The organism is Nostoc sp. ChiQUE01b (assembly GCF_034531255.1).
GTDB lineage: Bacteria > Cyanobacteriota > Cyanobacteriia > Cyanobacteriales > Nostocaceae > Nostoc.
In genome coordinates this window covers 19,625-43,648 of the sequence record NZ_JAVRBM010000054.1, presented here as the reverse complement: position 1 = coordinate 43,648, position 24,024 = coordinate 19,625, and the positions used below count along the sequence as shown (strand labels likewise).

The window sequence follows — 24,024 nt, the reverse complement described above, 5'->3', positions numbered from 1 at the left end:
CATCCCTAGCTGCGATCAACAAACAGAGGAGATAGTTCAGCGAGTAGAGGCTTGGGTGTTGTTGTGTTTAAAGAGAAGTCTGAAACAGGGACTCCTCTGGGTGTAAGATTATACGAAGTTGAATAGTAAGAAACAGTTGAAATAGCGCCTTATGTCAATAATTGCGCTCAGAGCGTGGTATCTACAGGATTATGAGCCGATTCCAGAACTGGAAAAACGTCCGCCAGACATTCGTTTAAGCAAAAAAAGTCTGCTGAAATCAGCATTGCGAGCAGACTTTTTGGAAGACAGTGACGAAGTTAAAAAATCCACTTGGTTTGGGCGCTATTTAGAAGGGGAAAATATTGAATTTTATATTGAAGGTAGTGGTGGCTATTGCGTCTCTAACATTGACTTAATTAGTCATGAAATTTATTTCACTAAGCAGGCGGTGTTGGCTCAGTTAGAACCAACGATTTTTTTATCTTATCAAACAGAGTATGCCGCAGCGACGAATATTCTTAAAGAGGAGCTGCGAAAAAGTTTGGACAATTTAAACTTGCGATCGCGCCTTCCCCTAACATTAATAGAATCCTCTCGTCCTAGCGGTGCTACTTTCCGAATTAACCGCACAATCATGCGGAAAATCCGTAAGAGTTTGTTATTTATAGCTGACACCACGCCCATTGCTAGTATTGATGGTAAAGAAACGCCCCAATTAATTCCCAGTCCGAATGTCTGTATTGAAATTGGCTATGCCATCCAAAGTAAGCGGTCTGAACAGATTCTATTAGCGCAGATGCAACGCCCAGATTTTGAAGGTGAATTTCCCTTTGATTTACCAACACAGCAAATTTTGCAATTCCAAGACACTATAGAACTGGACAAAATTCTCACAGAGACGATTAAAAACCAGCTAGCACGATTCAAATTATTTTTTTGAGCCTGGGCACTGGGGACTGGGGAAGGTGGGGCCCCCTCTGGGGATAAGGGGTAATGGGGATTGGGAAGAAGGAATAAAGGTGTACCTAGCTTTGCAAAAATCAAATATGAGTCCTATATAGCACTCCTAAAACATTCGTGAGTTTTTTGGAGTTATTTATTTTTATCCTTATCTAGTTTTTCTTGGATAGCTTGGCGGCAAAATTCTGGTGGATCATCCTTAGTGGACAATTCTTCTTTCATTGTCTTAGTGACACGCAAATTCACTTGCTCAGTCAATGGTTCATCACCTTTTCTTTTTCCAGGTTCTAAATTTTCAGGAGTTCCTCTAGGGTTAAATATTGTTGAGGGATGTAAATATAAATTGAATCGATTGCTAGCAATCGATTAGAGTTTTAAATCGGTGAGCATATTGTCTGGAAAACTTGTAGCTCACCGATACCACTTTTACAAGAGGTAACTCTATTTTATGTTTACGCGTTCCGGAATAAACTTTTTGGCTTATCTTAGTGCCATTCGATTATAATAAAAGCTCAAGACTCAACTGTTGATGAGCTTGAAAATCTTTATTATTGTTTTCATCTATATTAAAATTACTTCTAATTTCATAATTGGTGATGAATAACTCTTTACCTTTGGCAGCACTACTTTGTTTGTAATTATTCATTCCATACTGTAATTCCCACTCAAAAACATTAGAGTCTTGAAAATTTTCTCTAATTTTAGATGAGTCATCGTAAGTTATTAGCCAACGGTGACGACATTCTATCACTAACTCAGCAAACCTCTGATGCTCAAAAGACGTGTGTAAATCACCATCTTTACCATACAACTTGGATTTAGTAGCAGCAAAATAAGGTGGATCTAAAAATATAAATACATCTTTACCATCTGCGTGTAATAGTTCACCATAATCTAAATTAGTAATCTTTACATCTGCTGTTAAAATTTTTTCTAATTTCTCCAGGCGGTCTATCGACGAGTAAGTAAAGCGTTTATGAAAAGCTTGCTCAGAAAATCCCCCAGATTCTACAGTGCCAGAGAAAGTAATTCTATTCAGAATAAAAAAGCGTACTGCTCTATCAAAATCTGATAAATTGTTGGGATCTACAGTAGTTAATTCCTCAAATAGTAACTTCCCATCTGTGTATTTATCTTTAACACGACGTATTTCTTCCACTAGCTGAGGTAGATGAGATTGAGTAGATTTCCAAAACAGAAATAGTTCGCGGTTTAAATCGTTAATCCAAATTTTTAGGTGAGGAAATTTTTGCTTTAAGTAAATAAATACAGAACCACCACCTACGAAAGGTTCTCGAAACTCAGAAAAACTATCTGGTAAATATTCAGCTATTTGGTTAATGGCTTTTGACTTCCCACCTGGGTAGCGTAATGGACTTTTTATCATAATTGTTGTACCCAATCAGGTAGGTTTATAAGTTTAAATAATCAAACAATTATCTACTTTAAATCATATTTGTATTAGTTACTTGTTACTTCTATTTTAAGCTTTTGATTATCTTCAGCCTCTACAGCAAGTTGTCTAATTATTTCCTTTTGGTTATTGTTAAAAATTTTCACATTAGTAGTCAAAAAAGATTCTAGCTCCGTTGCTGATGCCTCTGGAAACACAATAGAGCCTATCACGTTTTTACCAGTCAACTTTAACTTTGTTATAAAGGATACTGGTTGTCCATTAATATTTAACGAATCTAGATTAGAAAATAATATTAACTTGAATAAACCATCTTGGATATCAGGCAGCTTTGGCAAAGATTCTTTGGAAGTGTTTTTTGACTCTTGTATTATGTAAATATCATTTTCATGGAATATTTCATCTGGAGTTAAATAATAGACTCCTCCTAAGTAGTTTTCTATACTAAAGGTAGCTTTTAATCCATCAATTAAATATTCTAGTTTATGAGATGTCAAAGCTTCTCTCTTACTAGCGCTCTGGGAACCTTTAAGAGAAATATTTTTAAACTCCTCGAATTCCAGCCGGATTGTCTTGGAAGCCTACACTCAGCCCGAAGGACGAGTGTAGGAGATGTCACAGAGAACAAAGACTGAAAGTATTGTTATTGCTTTAATTAGAATAAACGAACAGGTTTACTTTGTAACTTGGAACTAATTGAGCTTACCCGATCGACCACAGAAATCATGTATTTGTAATCTGGTACTTGTCCATTGGGTACATACCCCACTTCTTGAGCTAAACCTGAAGGCGAATCACTCATCACTTTGCGGATAAACTCTTGACGGTTACGTTCTACATTCGGGCCAATCAAGACCACACCTAATGGTACATAATGAGGGTCTTTAAATAGTATGCGGAATTCGGTTGGCGCCAACTGTGAGCTGTAGAGACTTAATTCCGCCTCAGAGACGGCACAGGCGATCGCTTTTCCTTGAGCGACTAATTCCAGTGCTGCTTTGGGTGTGGGTGCAAACAGTATCTGTGCCAGTGTTGTACCATAAAGATTGTAAAGAGGAAAATAATATCCTGTTGCTGAACCCAACTGTCCTAAAGCCACAGTTTTGCCTTGTAGCTGTTTCAAGTCAGTTATCGGATTATCTTTGCGAACAACGAAGATTGAACGTAAATTACTAATACCTATTAAAGGAAATAGAGGAACATATTGGTAGCGTGCGATCGCAATAGCCGCTAAACCCGGTGGAGCAAATACCAATGACCAAGCACGAGCATTAAGGCGCTCAACCGCTCTATTTTCATTAAAAACAGGCTCTAGCTGAATATATGAGTTTGTTTTTTCACCTAAGTAACTATTAAATTTAGCATATTGATTAATTATCTGTTCGCCTCCACCATAATTGATCGCACCAATAGTTAACGTGCCCTCAACCCCATCTTGTGGTTTGCAGGCAGCAAATGTAAAACCTAGCAGATGAAACAGAAATAAACGACGGGGAAATCGCACAAACATCACTAATTATGGTTAAGGAAATAATTTGGCTTTCAGGACTAATTTAGATAAATTTGACTGCTGCCTAAAGAGGTTATATTGCAGTAAAAAATTAATATTTATTTAAATATTGTTGAGATGCTTTCTAACAGGTATAAATAAATATTAGACAAACTCACAGGCCACCTTTGTTACTTAGGTTATGTTAAACAACATTACGTTAAAAAACTTAAAAATAGGTGCTAAATTTAACTTGCTTTTAATATTAGTTTTTATCATCAGTATTTTGGGAAGTGGCTTTGCCTTATCCAGTGTACTTCAAGGGAGAGCGCAAAATGAAGTAAGTTCTCAAGCACAGATTCTCATCCAAATGGTGAATGCAGTTAGAGATTATACACAAAATCGTATAGATCCCCTATTAGAACCTAGATTAGATACTAACCCAACATTCATGCCTGAAGTAGTACCAACTTTTTCCTCTAAAGAGGTTTTTGAAAATTTTCGTAAAAAGCCTGAATTCCAAAACTTTTTTCATAAGGATGCAACACTTAATCCAACCAATTTAGCGGATAAAGCTGATAATTTTGAAACTCAACTTGTGGAGCGTTTTCGCAACGAACCTAATACTCTAGAAATTACAGGCTTTCGTCAATTGTCAGAAGGCGAAGTATTTTACATTGCACAACCACTAAAAATTACACAAGCGAAATGTTTGCGATGCCATTCTACACCAGATCAGGCTCCTAAAAGTCAGTTGCTAAATTATGGCTCGGAAAATGGTTTTGGCTGGCAACTCAATCAGATTGTTTCTGCTCAAATAATCTCTGTTCCTTCTCAAGATATTTTTGCCAATGCCAAACGGACTTGGATATTGATAATGGGACTTTTAATTGCAATTTTTGCGCTCATAGTTTTTGTAATTAACTTCTTAATTACAAAATATGTGATTCAGCGCATCAGAAGAATAGAGAAAATAGCTCAACAAGTTAGTATTGGTGATATGAGCGCTGATTTTGAAGAAAGTTCTCATGATGAAATTGGTGGGTTAGCAGAAGCATTTAATCGAATGAAAGCTAGCTTGAAAATAGCTTTGGAAATGCTGAATAATTAAGGCTAACAATCCGTAATTCACAGAGATAAAAACGCAATTTTGAAAAAATCAAGAAAGTAAGCGTTGCTCAAATTGCAAAGCTTTTTGAGGTTCGGGAATTTGTAATGCTAAAATTTTCACAAATTCTGCGCGAGAGATTTGTCCAGAAGATTTCATAGCTTTTTGAACTAGAAACTTAGCTATTGGGCCAATTAAATGAGCCAACTCACGTTCGCACTCTTCCAGAAATTTGTCACTGATGACTTTAGACTCTTGGTTTAGTAAATTATTTGAGTTAATACCAGATTGGTCGGATTTAACAGGAAGTTCTTGTAGTAGAGTAGGTTTCTCTAGTAGAAAGATTGTTTTCTTCTTGAAATCAATTTGTTGATTTTCTCGAAGATGAAGGGCTAATTGACTAATTAATTCTTCAAAATTGGATGCTGATGCCGCAACTTGTCGTAGTAATCTTGAGGCGATGGGGCCGACAAATTCTAAAAGAATTGTTTCTAAGCGGTTGTAATTTTCCCCAGACAGAATAAAAGCAGGTGGATACCCAATTGAGTTTTGTTGAGAAAGCGAAGCTTGAGGCGGTTGTGTAAAATATGGTAGTTGAAGTGATTGCGGTTCTACTTTAGTATCGAGATCCTTAAGCACCTGTAAAACTTCAGCCGCAGACTGATAGCGCTGTTTAAAGTGATGTAGCACCATCTTAGATAGCACAGATGCCAACTCAGAACTGACGTTAGCTTGATGCTGCCAAGAAATTTCTCCTGTATCTGGGTCTTCCTGAAAGTTTATCGGATGTAACCCTGTCAGCGATTGTATACCAATAATGCCCAAGGAATAAATATCACTGTTGGGGCGGGGCTTACCTTGCCCCTGTTCTGTAGACATATATCCGGGAGTACCAATGATAATAGTAGCTCCCGTGTGTCCTGAAATTGTAAGCAGTTGAGTTTGGACTTGTTTGACTGCGCCAAAGTCAATCAGCACAAACTTACCGTCTTGTTGCCGCCTGATTATATTGTCCGGTTTGATATCTCGATGGATAACGTTGTGGCTATGAATAAATTGCAGAATACCTAACACCTGTTGGAGAAGTTGAATTACTTGATCTTGTGTCCAAGGTTGATTGGGAAACAGTTCCGCTTTTAGAGTATGCCCTTCAATGAATTCTTGCACCAAGAAAAACTCTTGGTTGTCTTCAAAATAGGCTAAAAGCCGAGGAATCTGGTCATGGTAGCCCAGTTGTTCTAGTGTTTCTGCCTCACTAGTAAATAGCCGTCTAGCAGTTTCAAGAAATTCAGGGCTACGAGTGACGGGCTTAAGGTGTTTGACAACGCATTTCGGGAAACCTGGCCGATGTGTATCTTGGGCTATATAAGTTTGACCAAATCCACCTCCACCTAATGTCTGAAGGACTTGGTAACGTCCGTCTAATAATTGTCCTAACATTGTGTCACAAGCCTTAAGTCCTCAAATTAATCTTGGCACAACTACCAGCTTTGGTAAGGTTTATTGAGAAAGAAAGTAGGTAATGCCAAAACTTCAAGCAAGGTTTTTTGAGGATTGTATTACAAGTTTATGACTAACTAGACTCCAGATCGGCTTGCAGGCATATTATTGTTGAAGCTTTAATAATTCCTCAGAATTCGCCACTGCCTCAAGTTTTGAAGTTGTTGGTTGAGAGACTACGCTAACTTCTCCTAATTGAGTTTTATTTACAAAATAGGTGATTCCCCGAAAGCTCAATTTATAGGCTACTGGTGCTAGAGGAGCTTCCGCCGATTTGAAATTTGGATCAATATGATAGTTAACGCCACGGTACATCAAATTATAAGCTGGCCCAACTTGAGGAACTGGTTGAAACGGCTGTTCTGTTTTTTTACTGCCAACTTTGCTTGAGCCGTATTCGTAGCTCAGACCACGATAGTAAAGTTTCATAATTTTGCTTCCTGAATAACTATTTTTCAACAATGCCAATGATTTATCAGAGATTGATTAGATAGTTATGCAAGCGCTAAGTAAATTTACACTTTTTAAGGAACTGCTTAAAGGATTAGGCGTCTAGAGTGAAGAGTCATTGGGCATTGGGCATTGGGCATTGGGCATTGGGTACAAGAGGCAGAGGTGCAAAGGGGCAGAGGGGCAGAGGGGAAAGACTTACTACAACTTCTCCTCTGCTCCCCTGCTCCCCTGCTCCCCTGCTGGCAACCTCCCGTATGCTTACCCTTTTCATTCGGGGGTTACGTGGTTAACAATGGGTTGAATGTTTTTTAAATGATTCAACTTTATGGCTAGAACTGCAAATGAATATGCCGTATACCTCTTACTGGAAAGCGGCCACCGAGAAGAAGTACGTTTTCCTACTATTCAAGAGTTTCAGAAATGGTATAGCGGCGAACTTGTGCCAAAATCTGCTTCTAATGACTTTATTAGCGTGCCGATCAAAAATATTCAAGGGGAATATATGGTAGTACGACCTTCTCGGATTGTAGCAATCCGGGTAGAACCCATTTTTAGTTCCAGTGTTGAAAGATTCAACTAAATGATGAGAAAAACCCTTGCTTTGCTTTCCTTGAGTCTAGGAATTGCCCTTGTAAATCCTCTCTGGTCGGCTGTTGCTCAGGTTCCTAACTTACTGCCCTTACCAATACCGACTACTCCCGATCTTCCACCTATACCAATACCAATCACTCCTGAATTAACGCCGCCGCTAAAACCAATCACTATCGGAAGCGATTGTACACTCCGACCGACTTGCTTGGGTTGGGATGAGCAAATTTGGGGTCAAAGAGGTAAAATAGGCGATCGCAAAGCGCTGTTGGCTTCCATTGATAACAGTCTGCTTTACCTAACAAAGGGTGATGCGATCGCAGCATATCAAAATTATCCGATGAAGGAAATTACTCTCGATCGCGTCCGCCGAAGTTTGCTACGTTTCCGCCAACTGGTTGTCAGTTCTAAGTCAGCAGCGCAATTACAAGCTGCTGTCCGCCGTGAGTTTGTCTTCTACCAATCTGTGGGCAACGATGGCAAGGGTACTGTTAAGTTCACTGCTTACTACGAACCTGTTTACACCGCTAGCCGTGTCAGAACTGCAATCTATAAGTATCCTCTTTATCGGCTACCACCTGATTTCAGCCAATGGCCGAAACCTCATCCAAAACGAATTGATTTGGAAGGGAAGGATGGTTTACAAGGGAATAAGAGCAAGTTACGCGGTTTAGAACTGCTTTGGTTTCGCGATCGTCTAGACGCATACATGGTACATATCCAAGGTTCTGCCCAAATTAAATTAACTAATGGCAAGACAACATCAGTTGGCTATGCAGGTGGAACTGATTACCCCTGGACTAGTATCGGCAAAGAACTAGCCAAAGATGGCAAACTTCCACTAGCGGGATTGACAATGCCACGTCTGATTAGTTATTTCCGACAAAAGCCCCAGGAGTTGAACAATTATCTGCCCCGCTGGGAACGATTTATTTTCTTCCAAGAAACAAGCGGTAGACCAGCTACTGGTAGTATTCATGTGCCAGTAACAGCAGAACGTTCCATTGCTACAGATAAGTCTCTCATGCCACCGGGAGCGCTAGCACTGATTTACAACTCATTTCCCTATCCTGCCAATGGTGGCAAACTCCAGAGGCGTACTGTCAGCCGCTTTGTGCTTGACCAGGATACAGGAAGCGCCATCAAAGGGCCGGGTCGGGTGGATTATTTCATGGGGTCTGGTAAACTAGCAGGCGATCGCGCCGGTATCACAGGCGGTAATGGCTCATTATATTATTTGCTGCTCAAAGAATAAAGTTAGAAGTTAGAAGTTAGGAGTTAGGAGTTAGGAGTTATTAATTCAAAACTCATCACTCCTAACTCATCACTCATCACTTTCCTTAATACGGCGGATAAGCAAAATCATCTTCATCAGCATAAACGTAAGAGTCGGAAACTCCTGCCATTGCCAATTTAGGGGTTTCTGATTTTACAGGTTCCTTGCCAAAATCTTTGTATTCTTCAAAAGTCTTACAAATCATTGCAGACTCAAGAGCATCGGAAGCAATTAAATATTGCGTTAAAGTCCCTACAGTGGGATGTTTATAGTCCACAGTTGAAGCTACCAAAACTGTATTTGGTTCAATACCTCTTTCTTCACACTCAATGATTGGACAAAAAATCCCGTGAGCGTGGAACAAAGGCCCTTTTGGTGTCAAAGGTTGCTTGCGGTAAACAGCATAAGCCTTTTCTAGTTCAGCAACGAATCCACTAACTACTTTGCCTTGTTGATATTCGCAGTAGGTTTTGCTGAAACTCGCTCCGGCTGCACCATTGAGAGTTAGTTGTAGTGGTGATTCATGTAAAAACTTTTTATTCTCACCCAGTATAAAAATTAGATAGCGAGTAAAGGTTTTAAATTTAAGTTTGTCGGCTAAAAAAGCATCATAATTCTCTTTAAGCGTACCCAGTTTTAGACCACTTTCGCGGTCTTTTACAGACAATGGCCCCCGACGCACTATAACCAAGCGTGGAGTAGTAGTAATGAAGACCGTTTCGACTCCAGAGCTAAATTCATGCTCAACTTGCTGCCAATTATCATCTGGCACAAAGCCTACAGCATTGGCATTATCCAGCTTAATCGCCAAACCGTGAGATTGTATACCATCTGTGCCATACCGAGGATTAATCATCTGACACCAGGGGATGACTTGAGAAGGCGGTGCATTGAATTTCTCGTCTTCAAAGTCGAAATTAGCAGATGCTTTCATCGTTTTAGGCTATCAAAGTGTTTTCTTGAACAATTTTATCGACACGCTGAGGAAAGGAGAGCTAGTTATGTGCTGTGGTTCCCAAAGTTTAGGGACTTAAACTAGCGTAGTAGTTTTTCCAGAGTAAGACAGAATCAATCTATGTTGCAATCCCTGTTTCGTTTTTTAACAACAGATTTTTACTTTGGCATCTCTCAATCTCTCTACAATTTTCTGCTATTTTCGGGCAAAAATCTGATAAAATCACTCAATCAGGACGTTAGGCAAAAATTAGCAAAAAGCTTAATTTATCGTAGACACCTAGTAGTTTGTCCCAGTCTACCGCCAATAGGAGCCAGTGCCGTGCGTGTTTTTCCCCATTAAAAAGTCACTGTGCTAACTTCCCTTCAAAAAGGCTTGCTCTAAATTCCCTCCTTTTTAAGGAGAGTTAGGGAGGATCAAGTCTTAATCTAGGCATATTAATATATATTCTTGGCTCCAAACTATTTGTCTGCTCACATCATTAATCTTCAATAAATTTAGTTTGTCTACTATACAAGGATAATCTAAATCTAACTGCTGCGATTCTTCCAAGGCTTGTGAGTATTGAACTCTATTTTTACGAGAGTGATGGGTAAAGCCCTCGTACTTTAGTGGGGGGATATAAGCGAACAGGATAAATTTATTTATCCGTGATGCGGGTCATTGATGTACTCCAATACTTTCTGAGTACTAACTTTTCCAGTAGTATCAAACATATATGAGTGTGTCCACAGACTGGGAAGCTTCATTAGTTCTGGAAATTCCTGTCTCAGGTATCTACTGGAACGACCTTTGAATGCCTTGACTATTTGAGATATTGAGTGATACGGGTCATATTCCACCAGCAAGTGAATATGATCTGGAGCAATTTCCAAAGCCTTGATAACCCATTTATTATCATTAGCGACCGACTGAAATATTTCAATGCATCTAAGTTTTAGTGGTTGATTATTTGCAAACACTCTTCTACGCCGACAGGGTAGCCATACCAGATGAACAGTAGCCAGTCCTATTGCATGGTTGTAATGATTGTATACGGTTTTCATGTAGATGAGTATTGATTATCTACATATTAAATGGTATCATGTTTAGATGAAGACATTAAAGTTTAAGTTGTACCAAAACAGTTAAATGGTTAAATTCAAATCAGCAAATTACTGTGAACTTAAAGTAGCGATAGTCTTCAAATCAGGCACTTCTAAATCAGGTTGACTGACTGCTGGTAAGTTCGCACTAATCCCTTGCTCTGCTCGACGATTTACCCAGACTGTTGATAATCCCAGAGATTTGGCTGTCACAATATCATGATATACACTAGCAGCAACGTGTAATATCTGCTCTAGCGGCAAATCAATTCTCTCAATAGCCAGTCTGAAGTTGTTGAAAGAGGGTTTGTAGCTTTTTGCCTGTTCTGCTGTGATTATCTGGTCAAATTCCACCTGCAAGTGCTTTGCTGAGAAAGCAAAGAGATCGTCATCTACATTTGAGATAATTACCAGCTTAAACTTTTGCTTGAGGGTTTTGAGTGCCTCAATTGTATCAGGGAAAGGCAGCCAATGCTGAATCGAATCGGCAAGTGAATTTAGTTCGTCAACAGTTGGCTCAAAGCCAAATCGTTCACCAAATTTCTGGACTACTCTTTTCAAAACTTCTCGATATTTGATATATTCTCCTTTTTCCAGTTCTGCTTCAAATTCAGCAAAAATATCGAGAAGTTGCTTGTCATCCAAATTAGTGTTGTGTGCCAGCAGAAGTGGCTTTAGCAACCCTAAGATGCCATTCTCCCAATCAATTAGGGTTCCGTAACAATCGAAAGTTAAAGCCTTATACTGATTTAAATTAATCACTTTTTATACTCCAGAGCTTGATTAATAGTGTTCAGTTTTCACAAACCAAAAGACAGGTGAACCCATCTGCGTTGGCGCAGCCCGCCGCAGGCATCGCCACATTTGCCGCTTTTAAAGTCTCTGAACATTCCTTTTATATCAAAGCAGAGTTTAAGTAGGTAGACAATAAAAGATCGCGCTGTGTAAAGATAAGCAATGTAAATAGGCACAAAAAAACTAAACTATCTTAAGAAAGATCAAGTAGGCTAAAACCCTCTTGCATCTTGTCTGCTGCCTTATTAAGACGACAAATATTTACGCCGACTTACTTCGGGTGTGGGATAATATTATCTCATTATATATAAGGAATTCTTCCTAAGTATAATTTGTATGGATGCTAAATTTCAGGATACACAAGCGAATACCACTGAACAATTAAACTCAAATAAACAGCTATTTGATAGCAAGTCAGCTGTAATTTTTTCGGTGGCAGAGGCAGTGGTAACAATCCTGGAAGAGATGGGAGTGCAGTATGCCTTTGGTGTTTCGGGAGGCGCGATCGCGCCAGTGTGGGCTGCACTACATCAAAGTTCCATTCAGGTGCTGCACTTTCGCCACGAAGCCGGAGCAGCTTTTGCAGCGATTGAGGCGTATTTTGCTAGCGATCGCCCTGTTGTAGTATTCACTACTACAGGGCCGGGAATCACCAACGCTTTGACAGGGCTATTAGCTGCCCGTTGGGAGGGGGCTAAAGTGATTCTCGTGTCAGCTTCAACCTCGACACTACAGCGGGGACGTTGGGCTTGCCAAGAAACTAGCACTTACACTATGCATAGCGCAGGTATTTTTACTTCCGGGCAAATATTCCATTATGCAACCACTCTCGAATCCAGCGATGAACTCACAGAGGTTTCTCGAAGGCTTACTCTTGGACTAGGACAACCAGCAGGATTCGTAGCTCATATAAGTATTCCTACAAATATCCAGACAAGTTCACTAAAGACATCATTGCCACGAGTAACTCTGTCTCACGGTGTGGCAACAGCAACGGAGGAAACAATCGCCGAATGTGGCCAGTTACTGTTTGAGAGACGGTTTGCCATCTGGGTAGGCTTCGGGGCACGGGCTGCTGCAAAAGAGATTCGCCAGCTTGCCGAAAGGACAGGAGCTGCTGTAATGTGTTCACCACGAGGCAAGGGCATCTTTCCGGAAGACCATCCTCAGTTTGTAGGTGTCACTGGCTTTGGTGGGCATGAGTCGGTTTTGAGGTACATGCAGGAGGAGCGTCCTTGGCACATACTGGTACTAGGAACACGTCTTGGTGAACTGACATCGTTTTGGAACCCGGAGATGATCCCCAGATGGGGCTTTTTGCATGTTGACATTGACCCAAAAGTGCCAGGAACCGCATATCCATCGGTCAAAACATTCGCCATCCAATCCGATGTGAGAGTATTTGTCAAGGCAGTACTGAAGTACTTTCCTGAGCGTCCTGGTACGTCAAAAATTCCGTCACTGCCGATATCTAAGCGTGATATAATCCATCCGCGTGCTGACGGTAAAGTGCGACCAGATGTGCTTATGAGTATGATTCAACGGGTGATTGTCGAACAGAGCAATGCAGTTGTCATGGCCGAGGTGGGTAACTCGTTGGTTTGGGCAATTCACCTGCTGCGATTTGCTAAACCATGTCGTTTCCGAATCAGCACTGGCTTCGGGTCTATGGGACATTTTGTGACTGGTGTCGTGGGTGCCGCCTTGGCACGGAATTGCAAGGCGGTTGCTATTGTCGGGGATGGTGCTATGCTCATGAACAGTGAAGTAAACACTGCGGTAGGATACCAAATTCCCGCCGTCTGGATTGTACTCAACGACGGTCGCTACAATATGTGCAAACAGGGAATGACGTATCTGGGCTTCAACGGCGTGGATGCAACAATTCCCCAAGCTGATTTCGTCAAGATTGCTCAGGGGATGGGAGCTGATGGTATCCGTGTTCAAAGCGAGTACGATATTCAAGCGGCGCTAGAGAAAGCTATGGCATCGCCTGATCCGTTTGTTGTTGATGTAGTCATCGAACCTACCTGCCCTGCACCAATACGAAGCCGTCTCGACAGTCTAATTTCGCAAGGCGCTACAAATTACTGAGAGGTGATTAGTTATGGTAGAGCAACCAGTAGGTATTCGGGCGATCGCAGTTAGCTGCCCAAGCGTTAAACGTACCAACGATTACTACCGAGAAAAATACCCTGAATTGGTGGCTCAGGCTGAGCAAAAAAGCTTGGCAAGGCTGTTTTCACTTTCTGAATCGACTCCCAGTAACCAGTTCGATCAACAAATGCTGCCCTATCTCTCAGATCCCTTCCGTGGAACTGTTGAGCGATGGGTACTCGGTCCAAACGAGTCTTCATTAACCCTAGAGTATCGCGCGGCCAACGATGCTCTCGACGCAGCAAAGCTTTCTCCTAATGACGTTGATCTCATGATTGTTGCCTCAGTTTGGCCTGAACAAATCGGCTTTGGCAATGCTGCTTTCCTTGCTCAGAAACTGAATCTGCAAGGCGCAGCATGGAATCTTGATGGTTCGTGTGGGAGTACTCCGGTGGCGCTGCAAACAGCCTGTGCTCTAGTGCGTGCAGGAGAGTACCGCAATGTATTGGTAGTGATCTCATGCACTTACTCTCGGTTTATTGATGAAGACAATACCATCTCATGGTTTCTTGGCGATGGTGCTGGAGCTTTTGTTATCGGTTTACTCGAACCTAACCAAGGAATACTCGCCACTAAGACGGTTCATACGGGTAACATAGGCGATCTTGTTTACCTAAATGTTATGGGGGAAAAGCTAGGCAATCCAAAGATTCGCATAGAGCTTCCCAAAGATGCGAAAAATGTATTAAGCCAGACAGCTGAGGGACTTGTGCATACTTGTTGCATGGGCGCTGCTGTTACTGCTGGTGTAACTTACAAGGAAATCGACTTTTTTCTTTTTAATACACCCTTTGCATGGTTTGCTAGCTTCTGCACGCGCATTCTAGGAATCGACCCAAAGCGCACGCTCAATTTATTCCCCCAATATGCAAATATTGGACCTGTTCTCACTATTACCAATCTTTACCATGCTGCACAACTGGGCAAGATTTCCGAGAACGACTTAGTTCTCATCTATGGCTATGGGGCAGCAGGGGTTGCCTCTGCAAGTGTAATCCGTTGGGGCAAAGTAGCATTAGGCCCTTCACCCCTCCAAGAATCGGACTCAGCAGTAAAAAATATTGAAAACATGAGCGTAATTTCTGATTAAAATAATCTATCAAGTTTGAAAGTTTATTTATAAGTTAACAGTGCAAAAAAAAATTTTCGCAACAGGACTTTTCCTGTTATCTTTCGCATTTCCGTTGAAAGTCTGGGCAAAGAATTATGATGAAATTGTTATGTTTGGTGATAGCTTCTCTGATACAGGTAACGTATTTAATGCTACAGGAGAAGCTATTCCCCCAAGTTCATCTTACTTTAATGGCCGTTTTTCCAATGGTTCAATCTGGGTCGAATATCTTGCATCCGATCTAAGGATAAATTTTAATCCCAAAACTAACTTTGCTTATGCTGGTGCAACTACGGGATTTGAGAACATCGGGGTAGAAAGTCTACCAGGTTTACAACAACAAATCAACAGCTTTACATCAACAAACCAGTTTGCCGATCCAAACTCTCTCTATATCGTGTGGGCTGGTACTAATGATTATTTAGATTACTTTTTTGGTGGCTCTCCCAACCCTACCCAAACAGTCACAAATTTAATTGATGCAGTGAAAGCGCTTGCTGCTGTGGGTGCTAAAGATATCATGGTGGTTAACCAACCAAATTTGGGTAATTTTCCAGTTACAGGCAGCAGCGATCAAACTTCCAGCATACTTAACACTTATAGCAGTGTACATAATTCCCAGTTGAAGGCAAATCTTAAATTTTTGAGCCAGCAGCTAAGTTCTGATATCAACATTATTTTTCTTGATGTTGATTCCTTATACAATAGAATCATTGCCGCTCCAGAAGAATTCGGGTTTACGAATGTTACCGACTCTTGCATAGGCGAGTTATCAGTGGTGCCGATAAATATTCCTGAGCAACCAGTTGCTTGTACTCCAGATGAGTTTTTATTCTGGGATCAAATCCATCCCACGACCACTACTCATAAGTTCATTGCAGAATTAGCATTCTCGGTACTGAAACCAGCATCTGTCCCTGAGCCTTCTACAGTATTAGGGGTAATAGCAGTTGCTTCTTTAGGTACAGTTGGGTTCGTGAAACATAGATAGCTACCTAAATTATGGCTTTTATGATAATTAAATTCAGCTGATTACAGCTTATATTACAGCAGATTTGAGGTTCATGAGGTACAGTAGCAGCAATTAGTAAACCAATTTTTTAGATGCTTTGGATCAACTAGTTTCAGCGCAATTTTAATTAAACCATCAACGACAGATGCACTCTTGGGAGAAAATTGTTTCAGAAAAGCTTTTAATTGTGACCACCAATGTTCAATTGGATTGAATTCAGGAGAATAAGGAGATAGATAAACAACACTTGCTCCCACTCCTTCAATCAAAGGCTTAATCTCTTCGACTTTATGAGCAGGTAGATTATCCATGACAACGACTGCACCAATCCATAATTGCGGAAGTAAAAAATGTTCTACAAAAACTTTATATGCATCTCCATCCATTGAGCCGTTTAAAGTCATCACGGCTAAAACTTTCTTTAAGCTAATTCCTCCGATTACACTTATTTTTGCCCCTCTGTAATATGGTTTAAAATTATACGCTCTAGTGCCGCGTTCGCTTCTTTGATGAGTCCTAGTTAAGCCAAGTAAAACACCCATTTCATCTATAAATACAAGGTCTTCTGGGTCTACTTGCTTCACTTTCTCCCAATACTCTATTCTCAGTTTTTGGACTCTTTCTGTTTTTCCTGGGCTGCTACGCAAAGTCTTTTTTTTCGCGTTAATTTTTGTTTTTGTAATGCACAACACATCACACTTGCACACACCCAAACGTTGTATTTTTCTCCAAAATATTCGCAATATTCCAATAAAGTTGCGTCTGGGTAAATTTGAACCATTTCGGCTAATTCGCTAACTAAATCATCTAGCCTACCCTTCATGGCTCCACCTTGCTTTTTGGGTTCTAGATGTCCTTGCACTTTATGAAGTTGGATTAGCTTTTGCACATAGCTTTTTGCTACACCAAATTGCACAGCAACCTTTCTTATTGAAGTACCACCCTTTTCGTAAGTATTTACTATTTTTTCTCGTAAATCGATTGAGTATGCTTTCATTTTAAGTCTTGATGCACCAATACTATGTGTACCTCATTTACCTCGAAAGTGCTGTAAGTGTGATAAGTAGCTCAACAAGAAGGAATATTTGTCTTTGAGATCGGGTAGGAAAAGCAAAGCTTGAAATTTTTGAATGTTTTTCAATATATTTGCGTTTATTTATCCCTTGTGTTTACTAAATTTTCTCGATGCTCAACTGCCCCTAAAGCTTTTAGAGTCCCTATGGTTGCTTCAGTTATCCCCGTAACGCTAGTGATATTCATGCCTTCATAGGGTCTAGAACTTCTCAAGGTTTTTATACACTCCCCTGTCGAAATATCCCAAAGCTTAATTGTCTCATCTTCACTGCAACTGGCTATGGTGGAACCATCAGGACAAGAAGCGACTAACCAAACCCACCTAGTATGTCCTGACAAAGTTTTGAGGCATTGGCCATTTCTGACATCCCAGAACTTCAGTGTTTGATCCCCGCTGCCAGTAGCAAGTATGCTACCTTCTAGGGAGAAGGTGGCTGAGTATACAGAATTACTATGCCCTTGTAAAGTTCTCAAACACTGACCATTTTTGATATCCCAAAGCTTCACAGTTTGATCGCCACTGCTGCTAGCTAGTATACTACCTTCAGGACTAAAGGTGACTGACCATACCCAGTCAGTATGCCCATGCAAAGTTTGAACGCATTTGCCTGTGCTGACATCCCACAGTCTCACAATTTGGTCATGACAAGCACTAGCTAAGTAATTACCATCAGGACTAAAAGCAACTGACCAAACCCAACCTGTATGTCCTTGAAATGTCCTAATGCATTGACCTGTATTGACATCCCACAGCTTTACAGTTTGGTCATCACCGCTACTAGCTAAAATTGTACCTTGGGGGTTGAAACTGACTGATGTAATCCGATTTCTGTGTTCGCGCAAAGTCTTGAGACATTTACCAGTACTAGCATCCCATAATTTTACTGTTTGATCCTCACTGCCACTGGCAAGAATATAACTATTGGGACTGAAGGCGACTGATGTAACTCGACTTTTATGCCCTAGCAAACTTTTGAAACACTGACCAGTAATAGCATCCCACAATTTTACTATTTGGTCATTACTACCACTAGCAAGAATATGACCGTTTGAGTTAAAAGCAACTGACCATACCCGATTGCTATAGCCCTGCAAGGTCTTCAGGCAACGACCAGTACTGATATCCCATAGCTTTACCATTTGGTCATCATTTACACTAGCAACTGTGCAATTATCTGGACTAAAGGCTACTGACCACACCCGACAACCATGTCCCTCTAGTTTTTTAAAGCACTGCCCTGTACTTACATCCCACAACCTCACTGTTTGGTCTTCACTACCACTCGCTACTGTCTGACCGTCTGGACTAAAGGCTACGGAATGTACCCAGTTGATATGACCCCCCAAAGTCTTAAGACATACGCCTGTACTGACATCCCACAGTTTCAAAGTTTTGTCATGAGAACTACTTGCTAGTGTCTGACCATCAGGGCTGAAAGCGACTGACCAAACCCAACCTGTGTGACCTTGCAAGATCATAGTGCATCGACCTGTGCTGATATCCCACAGCCTGACGGTCTGGTCATCACTGCTACTAGCAAGAATGTGATGATCTTTTGGACTAAACGCGACTGACGATACTCTACTACCATGTCCCTCTAAAATTCTGAGGTATTGACCTGTACTTATGTCCCACAACTTAACTGTTTGGTCTTCACTCCCACTCGCTATGATACGACCATCTGAACTAAAAGCTACTAACCCAAATCCATTACTATAACCGTTGAGGGTCTGAAGACATTCACCTGTGCTAGCATCCCACAATTTAATTGTTTGGTCATTACAGCTACTGGCAATAATCTGACCGTCAGGACTGAAGGTGACTGACCAAATCCAACCACTATGCCCTTTACAAGTGAGAAGTTGTTCACCGTTGGCAACTTGGTATAAATGAATCTCTCCATTAGTATCACCCGTAGCTATCAGTTTGCCATCGGGGCTAAAGGCTACCGAAAACATACCACCAAGGGTGTCAGCAAAAACAGACTTAGCTAGATTGGCATGAGCAAAATTTGCATTATGCAACTTTACATTCTGCAAGTCGGCTTGCCAAATAGTTAGATAAGAAAAATCATAACCGCCCAGATCGGTTTCTAAATGACAAAGCAGGTTAAAGACATTTCCTGCGGTATAACTTTGTTCTAGAGGGGATCTCTCTCGTAGGGTTGCTAAAATTTGAACTAAGTGATTTTCTAGGGTTTTTTTACTTTTAAAGGCAGTAAACAGCCCATCTATAACTGCTTTAATGATGAGACGAATTTGAGTATCTTTAACATAATCTTTAGCCGTCGCCTTCATCAGAGCATGACATCTGAATAAATCAATATCCTGAGTGAAAATCTCTTCACAGACATTTTCTATCAAGCTATTAGTCACATACTCCATAACTACAGGCTGGAGCGTAAAGAATGATCCAGTTTTTTCAATGAGCGTAGACGTAGCCTTCTCGATTAGCGATCGCCTTCCTAAAGATTCTACAGCCTCTAGTAATTTTGCTGATGGTACTGGTGATACAATATCTTCTCGCAATTCTGAGAGTGTAACCGACTCACGATTGATCGCTAGCCAGTACATGATATCCTTTTCTAAATTTGACAAGCGCTCAAACTGCTGCTCTAAAATATCACGAATGTCGCCAAAAACAAATGTGTCTTGTTGCAAAAATCCAGTCACATTACCATCAAAAACATCTTGAATGGTCGTGGCAACTATCTTTAAGGCTAATGGATTCCCTGCATAGCGTTCAATCATTACTTTCCATTCATCCTCTGCTGCCGATAGTCCCTTGAGTTTTAAAATTTCTTGCCCTTCTGCCACCTTCAATCCACTCAGTGGTAATGAGCGAACAGCTAGTGCTTGTCCTTCTAGCAATGCCACTTCTCTAGGTTTTTCCCGACTTGTCACTACTAAGCAGCTTTGGTGAGTTGCTTCTCCCACCCGTCTTAAAAGCTCACCATATTCCTCATATCCTTCAGGGTAAAGTCCGGCGCGGCTACCACTGCAAAGAATTGATTCTGCATTATCGAGGATCACTAAACAGCGATAATTTTGTAAATAATAGAGTAGTCGCGATACGCGATCGCTAAAGCTTTCTGGTAAATTACTTTCTGTTTCCTGTTCCTCAGATAAAAATTGGATTAAGTGACCTAGAATAATTTTAACAGGCGGTGCTTCTCGTAACGATCGCCAGATCACATACTCAAAGTTATCCTGAATTTTTTGAGCAAACTTTACAGACAGTGTTGTTTTTCCAATACCTCCTATTCCTAATAGCGCAACCAATTGGCAGTGCTCATTGAGAATCCATTGCTCTAGTCTAATAAGTTCTTCTATACGCCCATAAAAAGCTGAGTTAAAGATAGCTTCTCCCCAATCTAGACGAGTATTTGAGCTTGAATAGTCACTTTTATCTATTTTTAAGTTAAAAACTGAAAAAAGCTTCTCAATAGTCTGTTTGTCAACTCCTCCTTCTCGATTCAATACTTTCGAGATGGTAGCGGAATATAAACCAGAACGTACACTCATTTCTTCAAGAGTATACCGATTTCCAAAATTTTCTTTTGCTTCTGACTGATGCTTTGCTTCCTTAATTTTTTGTAAACCTTTGGTAGTAAGTGCAACGCCACGCTTACGTCTCCAATTCTGTAAAGTCATGTATTAACTCACTGTTCGTTTAATCACTTTTTATTAAAAGGAATTATCTACTAGGTTGCTATAGATATGGGGTAATAGCTATAACAAACGAATAATCTCATATTGCAGAAGATTTAAAACAGGTATATTACCAAAATATTCACTGATAAAAACCACCTTTGGCATCCATTTATCTCGGTAATTCAACACCGCTTGCTCAACAGACTATTGGACTGTAGGGCATTGCCGACATCCAGGACTTACGCAAGATGTGCCTGAAAACCTGGTTATTACGTAGCGGTAATTCATGAATTACCGCTACTTTCGTTATGTTTTGCGTAAGTCCTAACATCATCTCTTCAGCCGAGAGCTTCTTACATTTGGTGATGGCAGATTTTTTGCGTATGGTACTAGTTATTTAATACCTGGCATTCTCCGTAATATTTTTCGGGTGTAAAGCTTAAGTTCAATCTCAAAAGCTCGATTTTCACTGGTAAAGACAGCTCAAAATTGGCAATCTTGATAAGGAAAGTTTGTATATCTCTAGCTTATCAATCAATGAATAAAACTGCTGCACTTAAATTTCCCCGTTTGACAACCTCCAGTAAAAAAAGAGCGCTTAAGCGAATCACTGTAAACTTGACATCAGATGAAGCCCAAAACCTTGAAAAGTATTGTGAACAGACAGGCAAACTAGCAATAGACGTGATTCGAGAATTCATTCAAGCTTTGCCTTGACCTGTTGAACTTTGACCAAATAATTACTAATTCGTAATTCTAATTCGTAATTGCTTGGTGTCAGAGCAAGCACGCTCATTCTTGATGAGCGTGGTCAACTTTCGTAGTGGCACTTTCTTACCCCCACTAATTGCAACTACGAATTACTGTCTTCTCTTTGAGACGCTCCGCGAGCGTAGCGGTAGCGAGTCCGCGTACTCTGTAAGAGTTGCAAGCTAGCAAGAGCGTCTCGTAGAGAGCGTCATTATCAATTACGAATTACCTTGACGCCAAGCCTGAAAAGCCCCAGTCTAGAAGAGTCATCGCTGAAGTAGGAGGTGTTGCAGATTTGGACAAAGGTTTTTAATTTTACTCTGACGTGAATAAGTAGGTCGTAGAATAAAACCAAACTATGTTAATAAAAATGAACCAAGGTGAAATAGTTCGCAAATCTACTTTTATTTCGTCAGTGGCAAGGCTCGAATGAGTTCTCTAATTACATCCGTTGCTGGTCTGCCTGTCTGTTCACAATATTTTTCAAGGTTTTTGGCTTCATTTAATGCCAGGTTTATAGTGATTCGCTTGACCGCCCATTTTTTATTCATACTGAAACAGATAAATCGTGTAATCATAACTTCAAATCCTGATTTTACCTTCCAACTGGAAAGTAACCTAAATTTTGGATATACAAAAATACCCTTTCAATAGGACACGTTGTAAATAAATATTGCAGGTGTGCTTTACTGATTTACTAACTTGTCTATAAATGATAAAGGGAGAATCAATATCTGGTACTCTATCATTTAATTTTTTACCCCTTTTAGCTTAGGCTGTAGTCTCATACCTACCGTTTCCTGCGCATAGCTTGCTATGTGCAGCAGCAACTACAGGACAAGGGTGATATCAAGTTCGGCAAATCACTTACGATATGTCATTGCGTTGGCGTTAGCCTTCCCGCAGGGTATGTAAAGAAGTGGAATGTTCGCCTTTGGCGTTCCCGAACGCGAGTGCGTCTCCATCAGGAGAAGCGTAGCAATTCGCTCGCGCTTTGGGATTGCCGCGCTTCTCCTAGCAAAGACGCTGCGCGAACGATCGCAATGACATAAGTATTAAATCGAACATAATATGACAGATAAAGTCGCCAGTGTCTACAACAAGAGCGAACCAATAGTCTAGAGTAAGCGAATTCAAACGTACTTGGCAAATAAAGAGAAATTATAGAAGTATCCCTGTCTTTTCAATGTTCATTCATGATTGAAGGTGCAGGTTGAGAGGTATATTATTACTCAATTGATAGAAATATCTATGGCATCTAGTTAATTCTAGATACTCCAAATTTTACAGCCTTTCAATTAAACTATAAGCCTGCTTTATTCACCTCAATCACTCAATGAATATTGGCAAAATATCTATTTATATCATTCTAGTTGGATTCATAATTGAAGCTTAATTGCAATAATTTTATAATTAACAATATTGCAGAAAGCCTTAACCTAAATTTGTACTAACTTTAACTCAACCTTTGCTTACGCTGTATGCCTTAGTAAGAAGATTGTGTAGTAACTATGGTAAAATACTGTATCCCAATCGGATTTTAGATGTATTGCTACCATTAATCCAGAGCTAAAAGTCAAATTGGAGGTTTTTACAAGTTGCCATTTACTCCATTAAAAATCGGAGATTCATCAAACTGCAACTGACCCAATTACATATACTCTGAGCCAAATTAGCTGGAGCGTAGACACATGAGACGCACAGATGCTGCTTGAATAGCCCAAAACTAGGTGTCTACGCCCACAGCATGACATTTGCATATTTTCTGTGGAGTTTTCTTAACTATTCTTGAGGAGTACAAATGCTTGAGGCTATCGCTGTTGCTTGGTTATTACTGTTTTTTGGCGATTTTCTATCTACATTCTTTTACCACGTACCCGAGCACGTTTTTGGTAGCCTTCATTTAAAAACGCACCACTCCTGGAAAAAGGACTTCCGCCACTATGCTATTTTGACTTTTAATCCCCAGGTTCTTTTAGATGGTATCTTAGGAGCTTTACCTTATGTACTTATAGCAGTAGCCTTGTGGTCTTTCTCTCCCATTGGCGTTATCTGTGGATTACTGCTTGGTCAGTTTCATGTATGGTGGAGACACATAAGTGTACTGGGTTGGCAAACTCCAAAGCCTGTAAATATCTTATGTCAAATTCTATTTATTACCACTCCTGAAAGACATTGGTTACATCATCACAAAACTAATTTAGGTTTCGGCGATATTTTCACCTTTTTTGAACAACCTGCACAAATGTGGTTGCGCTGGCTGCGATTACTTAGACTTCGTTTTCGCGACTCTCGGATCTAACTAAACTAGCACTTACCTAAATACTTTTTAAAATTACCAAAAGAAGCTGCGATCGCAGCTTCTTTTGGTACATTCAAGGCGATTATTCTACTCTTAGAAATGCGTTCACTTATATACTCAAAAGCTAATTCCCAATTTATGAGGAGTAGCAACAAGAGACATGAAATTACCATAGATTTCAATCTATGTTTTTATCTAATTAATAATTTTTTACTTATAGTTGTTTTAGAACTTATCAAACAGTAAGCGAGTTATAAAAACGCAAGAATGCCTCTGGTAAAGAGTTTCAAGGTATTTGCTACCGCTCGACTTCGCTGTTATATCGCCAAGGTTTTTGGGAAAACTAGTCTTAATTAGTA

Annotated in this window: 24 protein-coding genes; 10 read left to right on the top strand and 14 right to left on the bottom strand. The window is 40.3% G+C overall.

Annotated elements, in window-relative coordinates; genetic code table 11:
* Nucleotides 1-151: 151 nt before the first annotated feature.
* Nucleotides 152-922, top strand: coding sequence for a hypothetical protein (locus RMY63_RS28095; protein WP_322731844.1), 771 nt, complete (start codon nucleotides 152-154; stop codon nucleotides 920-922).
* A gap of 152 nt (nucleotides 923-1,074) precedes the next feature.
* Here the strand turns inward: RMY63_RS28095 and RMY63_RS28090 are convergent, their stop codons facing one another.
* From RMY63_RS28090 to RMY63_RS28075, 4 genes are all read right to left on the bottom strand, one after another.
* Entirely contained in the window at nucleotides 1,075-1,200 is a 126-nt protein-coding gene (locus RMY63_RS28090) for a hypothetical protein (RefSeq protein ID WP_416212559.1), read from the bottom strand.
* A 241-nt stretch (nucleotides 1,201-1,441) separates the two neighbouring features.
* Nucleotides 1,442-2,329: a DNA adenine methylase gene (locus RMY63_RS28085; RefSeq protein ID WP_322731843.1), complete on the bottom strand. Its 888-nt coding sequence runs from the start codon at nucleotides 2,327-2,329 to the stop codon at nucleotides 1,442-1,444.
* Between the two features lie 74 nt (nucleotides 2,330-2,403).
* On the bottom strand, nucleotides 2,404-2,853 hold the full coding sequence (locus tag RMY63_RS28080; protein WP_322731842.1) for a hypothetical protein: 450 nt from the start codon (nucleotides 2,851-2,853) through the stop codon (nucleotides 2,404-2,406).
* Between the two features lie 158 nt (nucleotides 2,854-3,011).
* Nucleotides 3,012-3,866, bottom strand: a complete 855-nt coding sequence (locus RMY63_RS28075; protein WP_322731841.1) for a phosphate/phosphite/phosphonate ABC transporter substrate-binding protein — start codon at nucleotides 3,864-3,866, stop codon at nucleotides 3,012-3,014.
* Nucleotides 3,867-4,047: 181 nt separating this feature from the next.
* Here RMY63_RS28075 and RMY63_RS28070 point away from each other — a divergent pair, with 181 nt between their 5' ends.
* Complete coding sequence (locus RMY63_RS28070; protein ID WP_322731840.1) at nucleotides 4,048-4,956, top strand: Tll0287-like domain-containing protein; 909 nt, start codon at nucleotides 4,048-4,050, stop codon at nucleotides 4,954-4,956.
* Between the two features lie 48 nt (nucleotides 4,957-5,004).
* Here RMY63_RS28070 and RMY63_RS28065 read toward each other — a convergent pair whose 3' ends face one another.
* Together RMY63_RS28065 and RMY63_RS28060 are read right to left on the bottom strand one after the other, a co-directional pair.
* A complete protein-coding gene (locus RMY63_RS28065) occupies nucleotides 5,005-6,393 on the bottom strand; it encodes a serine/threonine-protein kinase (protein WP_322731839.1) in 1,389 nt (462 codons plus the stop codon).
* 165 nt (nucleotides 6,394-6,558) lie between these two features.
* Nucleotides 6,559-6,882: a DUF4278 domain-containing protein gene (locus RMY63_RS28060; protein ID WP_322731838.1), complete on the bottom strand. Its 324-nt coding sequence runs from the start codon at nucleotides 6,880-6,882 to the stop codon at nucleotides 6,559-6,561.
* Between the two features lie 349 nt (nucleotides 6,883-7,231).
* Between RMY63_RS28060 and RMY63_RS28055 the strand changes: the two genes are divergently transcribed.
* Together RMY63_RS28055 and RMY63_RS28050 are read left to right on the top strand one after the other, a co-directional pair.
* A complete protein-coding gene (locus RMY63_RS28055; RefSeq protein ID WP_190728057.1) occupies nucleotides 7,232-7,486 on the top strand; it encodes a hypothetical protein in 255 nt (84 codons plus the stop codon).
* Between the two features lie 3 nt (nucleotides 7,487-7,489).
* Nucleotides 7,490-8,749, top strand: a complete 1,260-nt coding sequence (locus RMY63_RS28050; protein WP_322731859.1) for a murein transglycosylase A — start codon at nucleotides 7,490-7,492, stop codon at nucleotides 8,747-8,749.
* An 85-nt stretch (nucleotides 8,750-8,834) separates the two neighbouring features.
* Here the strand turns inward: RMY63_RS28050 and RMY63_RS28045 are convergent, their stop codons facing one another.
* From RMY63_RS28045 to RMY63_RS28035, 3 genes are all read right to left on the bottom strand, one after another.
* Entirely contained in the window at nucleotides 8,835-9,704 is an 870-nt protein-coding gene (locus RMY63_RS28045) for a DUF5895 domain-containing protein (RefSeq protein WP_322731837.1), read from the bottom strand.
* 665 nt (nucleotides 9,705-10,369) lie between these two features.
* A complete protein-coding gene (tnpA, locus tag RMY63_RS28040; RefSeq protein WP_322731836.1) occupies nucleotides 10,370-10,771 on the bottom strand; it encodes an IS200/IS605 family transposase in 402 nt (133 codons plus the stop codon).
* Nucleotides 10,772-10,879: 108 nt separating this feature from the next.
* Nucleotides 10,880-11,572 (bottom strand): haloacid dehalogenase type II, encoded by a 693-nt coding sequence (locus RMY63_RS28035; protein WP_322731835.1) that lies wholly within the window; start codon nucleotides 11,570-11,572, stop codon nucleotides 10,880-10,882.
* Nucleotides 11,573-11,941: 369 nt separating this feature from the next.
* On the opposite strand from RMY63_RS28035, the gene RMY63_RS28030 reads away from it, so the two are divergent.
* The 3 genes from RMY63_RS28030 to RMY63_RS28020 all read left to right on the top strand — a co-directional run bounded on the left by RMY63_RS28030 (nucleotide 11,942) and on the right by RMY63_RS28020 (nucleotide 15,864).
* The gene (locus RMY63_RS28030) at nucleotides 11,942-13,699 is read left to right on the top strand and encodes a ScyA-related TPP-binding enzyme (RefSeq protein ID WP_322731834.1); all 1,758 of its coding nucleotides are present in this window, start codon (nucleotides 11,942-11,944) and stop codon (nucleotides 13,697-13,699) included.
* 13 nt (nucleotides 13,700-13,712) lie between these two features.
* A complete protein-coding gene (locus tag RMY63_RS28025) occupies nucleotides 13,713-14,852 on the top strand; it encodes a 3-oxoacyl-ACP synthase III family protein (protein ID WP_322731833.1) in 1,140 nt (379 codons plus the stop codon).
* Nucleotides 14,853-14,982: 130 nt separating this feature from the next.
* Complete coding sequence (locus RMY63_RS28020) at nucleotides 14,983-15,864, top strand: SGNH/GDSL hydrolase family protein (RefSeq protein WP_322731832.1); 882 nt, start codon at nucleotides 14,983-14,985, stop codon at nucleotides 15,862-15,864.
* A gap of 71 nt (nucleotides 15,865-15,935) precedes the next feature.
* On the opposite strand, the gene RMY63_RS28015 is transcribed toward RMY63_RS28020, so the two are convergent.
* From RMY63_RS28015 to RMY63_RS28005, 3 genes are all read right to left on the bottom strand, one after another.
* Nucleotides 15,936-16,577 (bottom strand): IS630 family transposase, encoded by a 642-nt coding sequence (locus tag RMY63_RS28015; RefSeq protein ID WP_322731831.1) that lies wholly within the window; start codon nucleotides 16,575-16,577, stop codon nucleotides 15,936-15,938.
* Nucleotides 16,490-16,882: a transposase gene (locus RMY63_RS28010; protein ID WP_322731830.1), complete on the bottom strand. Its 393-nt coding sequence runs from the start codon at nucleotides 16,880-16,882 to the stop codon at nucleotides 16,490-16,492. Before RMY63_RS28010 ends, RMY63_RS28015 begins: the two co-directional genes overlap by 88 nt.
* Before the next feature lie 155 nt (nucleotides 16,883-17,037).
* Nucleotides 17,038-20,613, bottom strand: coding sequence for an NB-ARC domain-containing protein (locus tag RMY63_RS28005; RefSeq protein ID WP_322731829.1), 3,576 nt, complete (start codon nucleotides 20,611-20,613; stop codon nucleotides 17,038-17,040).
* Nucleotides 20,614-21,150: 537 nt separating this feature from the next.
* Between RMY63_RS28005 and RMY63_RS28000 the strand changes: the two genes are divergently transcribed.
* Complete coding sequence (locus tag RMY63_RS28000) at nucleotides 21,151-21,330, top strand: CopG family transcriptional regulator (RefSeq protein ID WP_322731828.1); 180 nt, start codon at nucleotides 21,151-21,153, stop codon at nucleotides 21,328-21,330.
* A 437-nt stretch (nucleotides 21,331-21,767) separates the two neighbouring features.
* On the opposite strand, the gene RMY63_RS27995 is transcribed toward RMY63_RS28000, so the two are convergent.
* Complete coding sequence (locus RMY63_RS27995) at nucleotides 21,768-21,914, bottom strand: CopG family transcriptional regulator (RefSeq protein ID WP_322695793.1); 147 nt, start codon at nucleotides 21,912-21,914, stop codon at nucleotides 21,768-21,770.
* 267 nt (nucleotides 21,915-22,181) lie between these two features.
* Here RMY63_RS27995 and RMY63_RS27990 point away from each other — a divergent pair, with 267 nt between their 5' ends.
* Together RMY63_RS27990 and RMY63_RS27985 are read left to right on the top strand one after the other, a co-directional pair.
* On the top strand, nucleotides 22,182-22,415 hold the full coding sequence (locus tag RMY63_RS27990; protein WP_322731827.1) for a hypothetical protein: 234 nt from the start codon (nucleotides 22,182-22,184) through the stop codon (nucleotides 22,413-22,415).
* A gap of 749 nt (nucleotides 22,416-23,164) precedes the next feature.
* Nucleotides 23,165-23,665, top strand: a complete 501-nt coding sequence (locus tag RMY63_RS27985; RefSeq protein ID WP_322731826.1) for a fatty acid hydroxylase — start codon at nucleotides 23,165-23,167, stop codon at nucleotides 23,663-23,665.
* A 5-nt stretch (nucleotides 23,666-23,670) separates the two neighbouring features.
* On the opposite strand, the gene RMY63_RS27980 is transcribed toward RMY63_RS27985, so the two are convergent.
* A complete protein-coding gene (locus tag RMY63_RS27980) occupies nucleotides 23,671-23,838 on the bottom strand; it encodes a hypothetical protein (protein ID WP_322731825.1) in 168 nt (55 codons plus the stop codon).
* Nucleotides 23,839-24,024: the final 186 nt, after the last annotated feature.

Coding starts and splice junctions, on each gene's coding strand:
- RMY63_RS28095 (WP_322731844.1), top strand. CDS start 152: ATGTCAATAATTGCGCTCAGAGCGTGGTATCTACAGGATTATGAGCCG.
- RMY63_RS28085 (WP_322731843.1), bottom strand. CDS start 2,329: ATGATAAAAAGTCCATTACGCTACCCAGGTGGGAAGTCAAAAGCCATT.
- RMY63_RS28075 (WP_322731841.1), bottom strand. CDS start 3,866: ATGTTTGTGCGATTTCCCCGTCGTTTATTTCTGTTTCATCTGCTAGGT.
- RMY63_RS28070 (WP_322731840.1), top strand. CDS start 4,048: ATGTTAAACAACATTACGTTAAAAAACTTAAAAATAGGTGCTAAATTT.
- RMY63_RS28065 (WP_322731839.1), bottom strand. CDS start 6,393: ATGTTAGGACAATTATTAGACGGACGTTACCAAGTCCTTCAGACATTA.
- RMY63_RS28060 (WP_322731838.1), bottom strand. CDS start 6,882: ATGAAACTTTACTATCGTGGTCTGAGCTACGAATACGGCTCAAGCAAA.
- RMY63_RS28055 (WP_190728057.1), top strand. CDS start 7,232: ATGGCTAGAACTGCAAATGAATATGCCGTATACCTCTTACTGGAAAGC.
- RMY63_RS28050 (WP_322731859.1), top strand. CDS start 7,490: ATGAGAAAAACCCTTGCTTTGCTTTCCTTGAGTCTAGGAATTGCCCTT.
- RMY63_RS28045 (WP_322731837.1), bottom strand. CDS start 9,704: ATGAAAGCATCTGCTAATTTCGACTTTGAAGACGAGAAATTCAATGCA.
- tnpA (WP_322731836.1), bottom strand. CDS start 10,771: ATGAAAACCGTATACAATCATTACAACCATGCAATAGGACTGGCTACT.
- RMY63_RS28030 (WP_322731834.1), top strand. CDS start 11,942: ATGGATGCTAAATTTCAGGATACACAAGCGAATACCACTGAACAATTA.
- RMY63_RS28025 (WP_322731833.1), top strand. CDS start 13,713: ATGGTAGAGCAACCAGTAGGTATTCGGGCGATCGCAGTTAGCTGCCCA.
- RMY63_RS28020 (WP_322731832.1), top strand. CDS start 14,983: ATGTTTGGTGATAGCTTCTCTGATACAGGTAACGTATTTAATGCTACA.
- RMY63_RS28010 (WP_322731830.1), bottom strand. CDS start 16,882: ATGAAAGCATACTCAATCGATTTACGAGAAAAAATAGTAAATACTTAC.
- RMY63_RS28005 (WP_322731829.1), bottom strand. CDS start 20,613: ATGACTTTACAGAATTGGAGACGTAAGCGTGGCGTTGCACTTACTACC.
- RMY63_RS28000 (WP_322731828.1), top strand. CDS start 21,151: ATGAATAAAACTGCTGCACTTAAATTTCCCCGTTTGACAACCTCCAGT.
- RMY63_RS27995 (WP_322695793.1), bottom strand. CDS start 21,914: ATGAATAAAAAATGGGCGGTCAAGCGAATCACTATAAACCTGGCATTA.
- RMY63_RS27985 (WP_322731826.1), top strand. CDS start 23,165: ATGCTTGAGGCTATCGCTGTTGCTTGGTTATTACTGTTTTTTGGCGAT.
- RMY63_RS27980 (WP_322731825.1), bottom strand. CDS start 23,838: ATGGTAATTTCATGTCTCTTGTTGCTACTCCTCATAAATTGGGAATTA.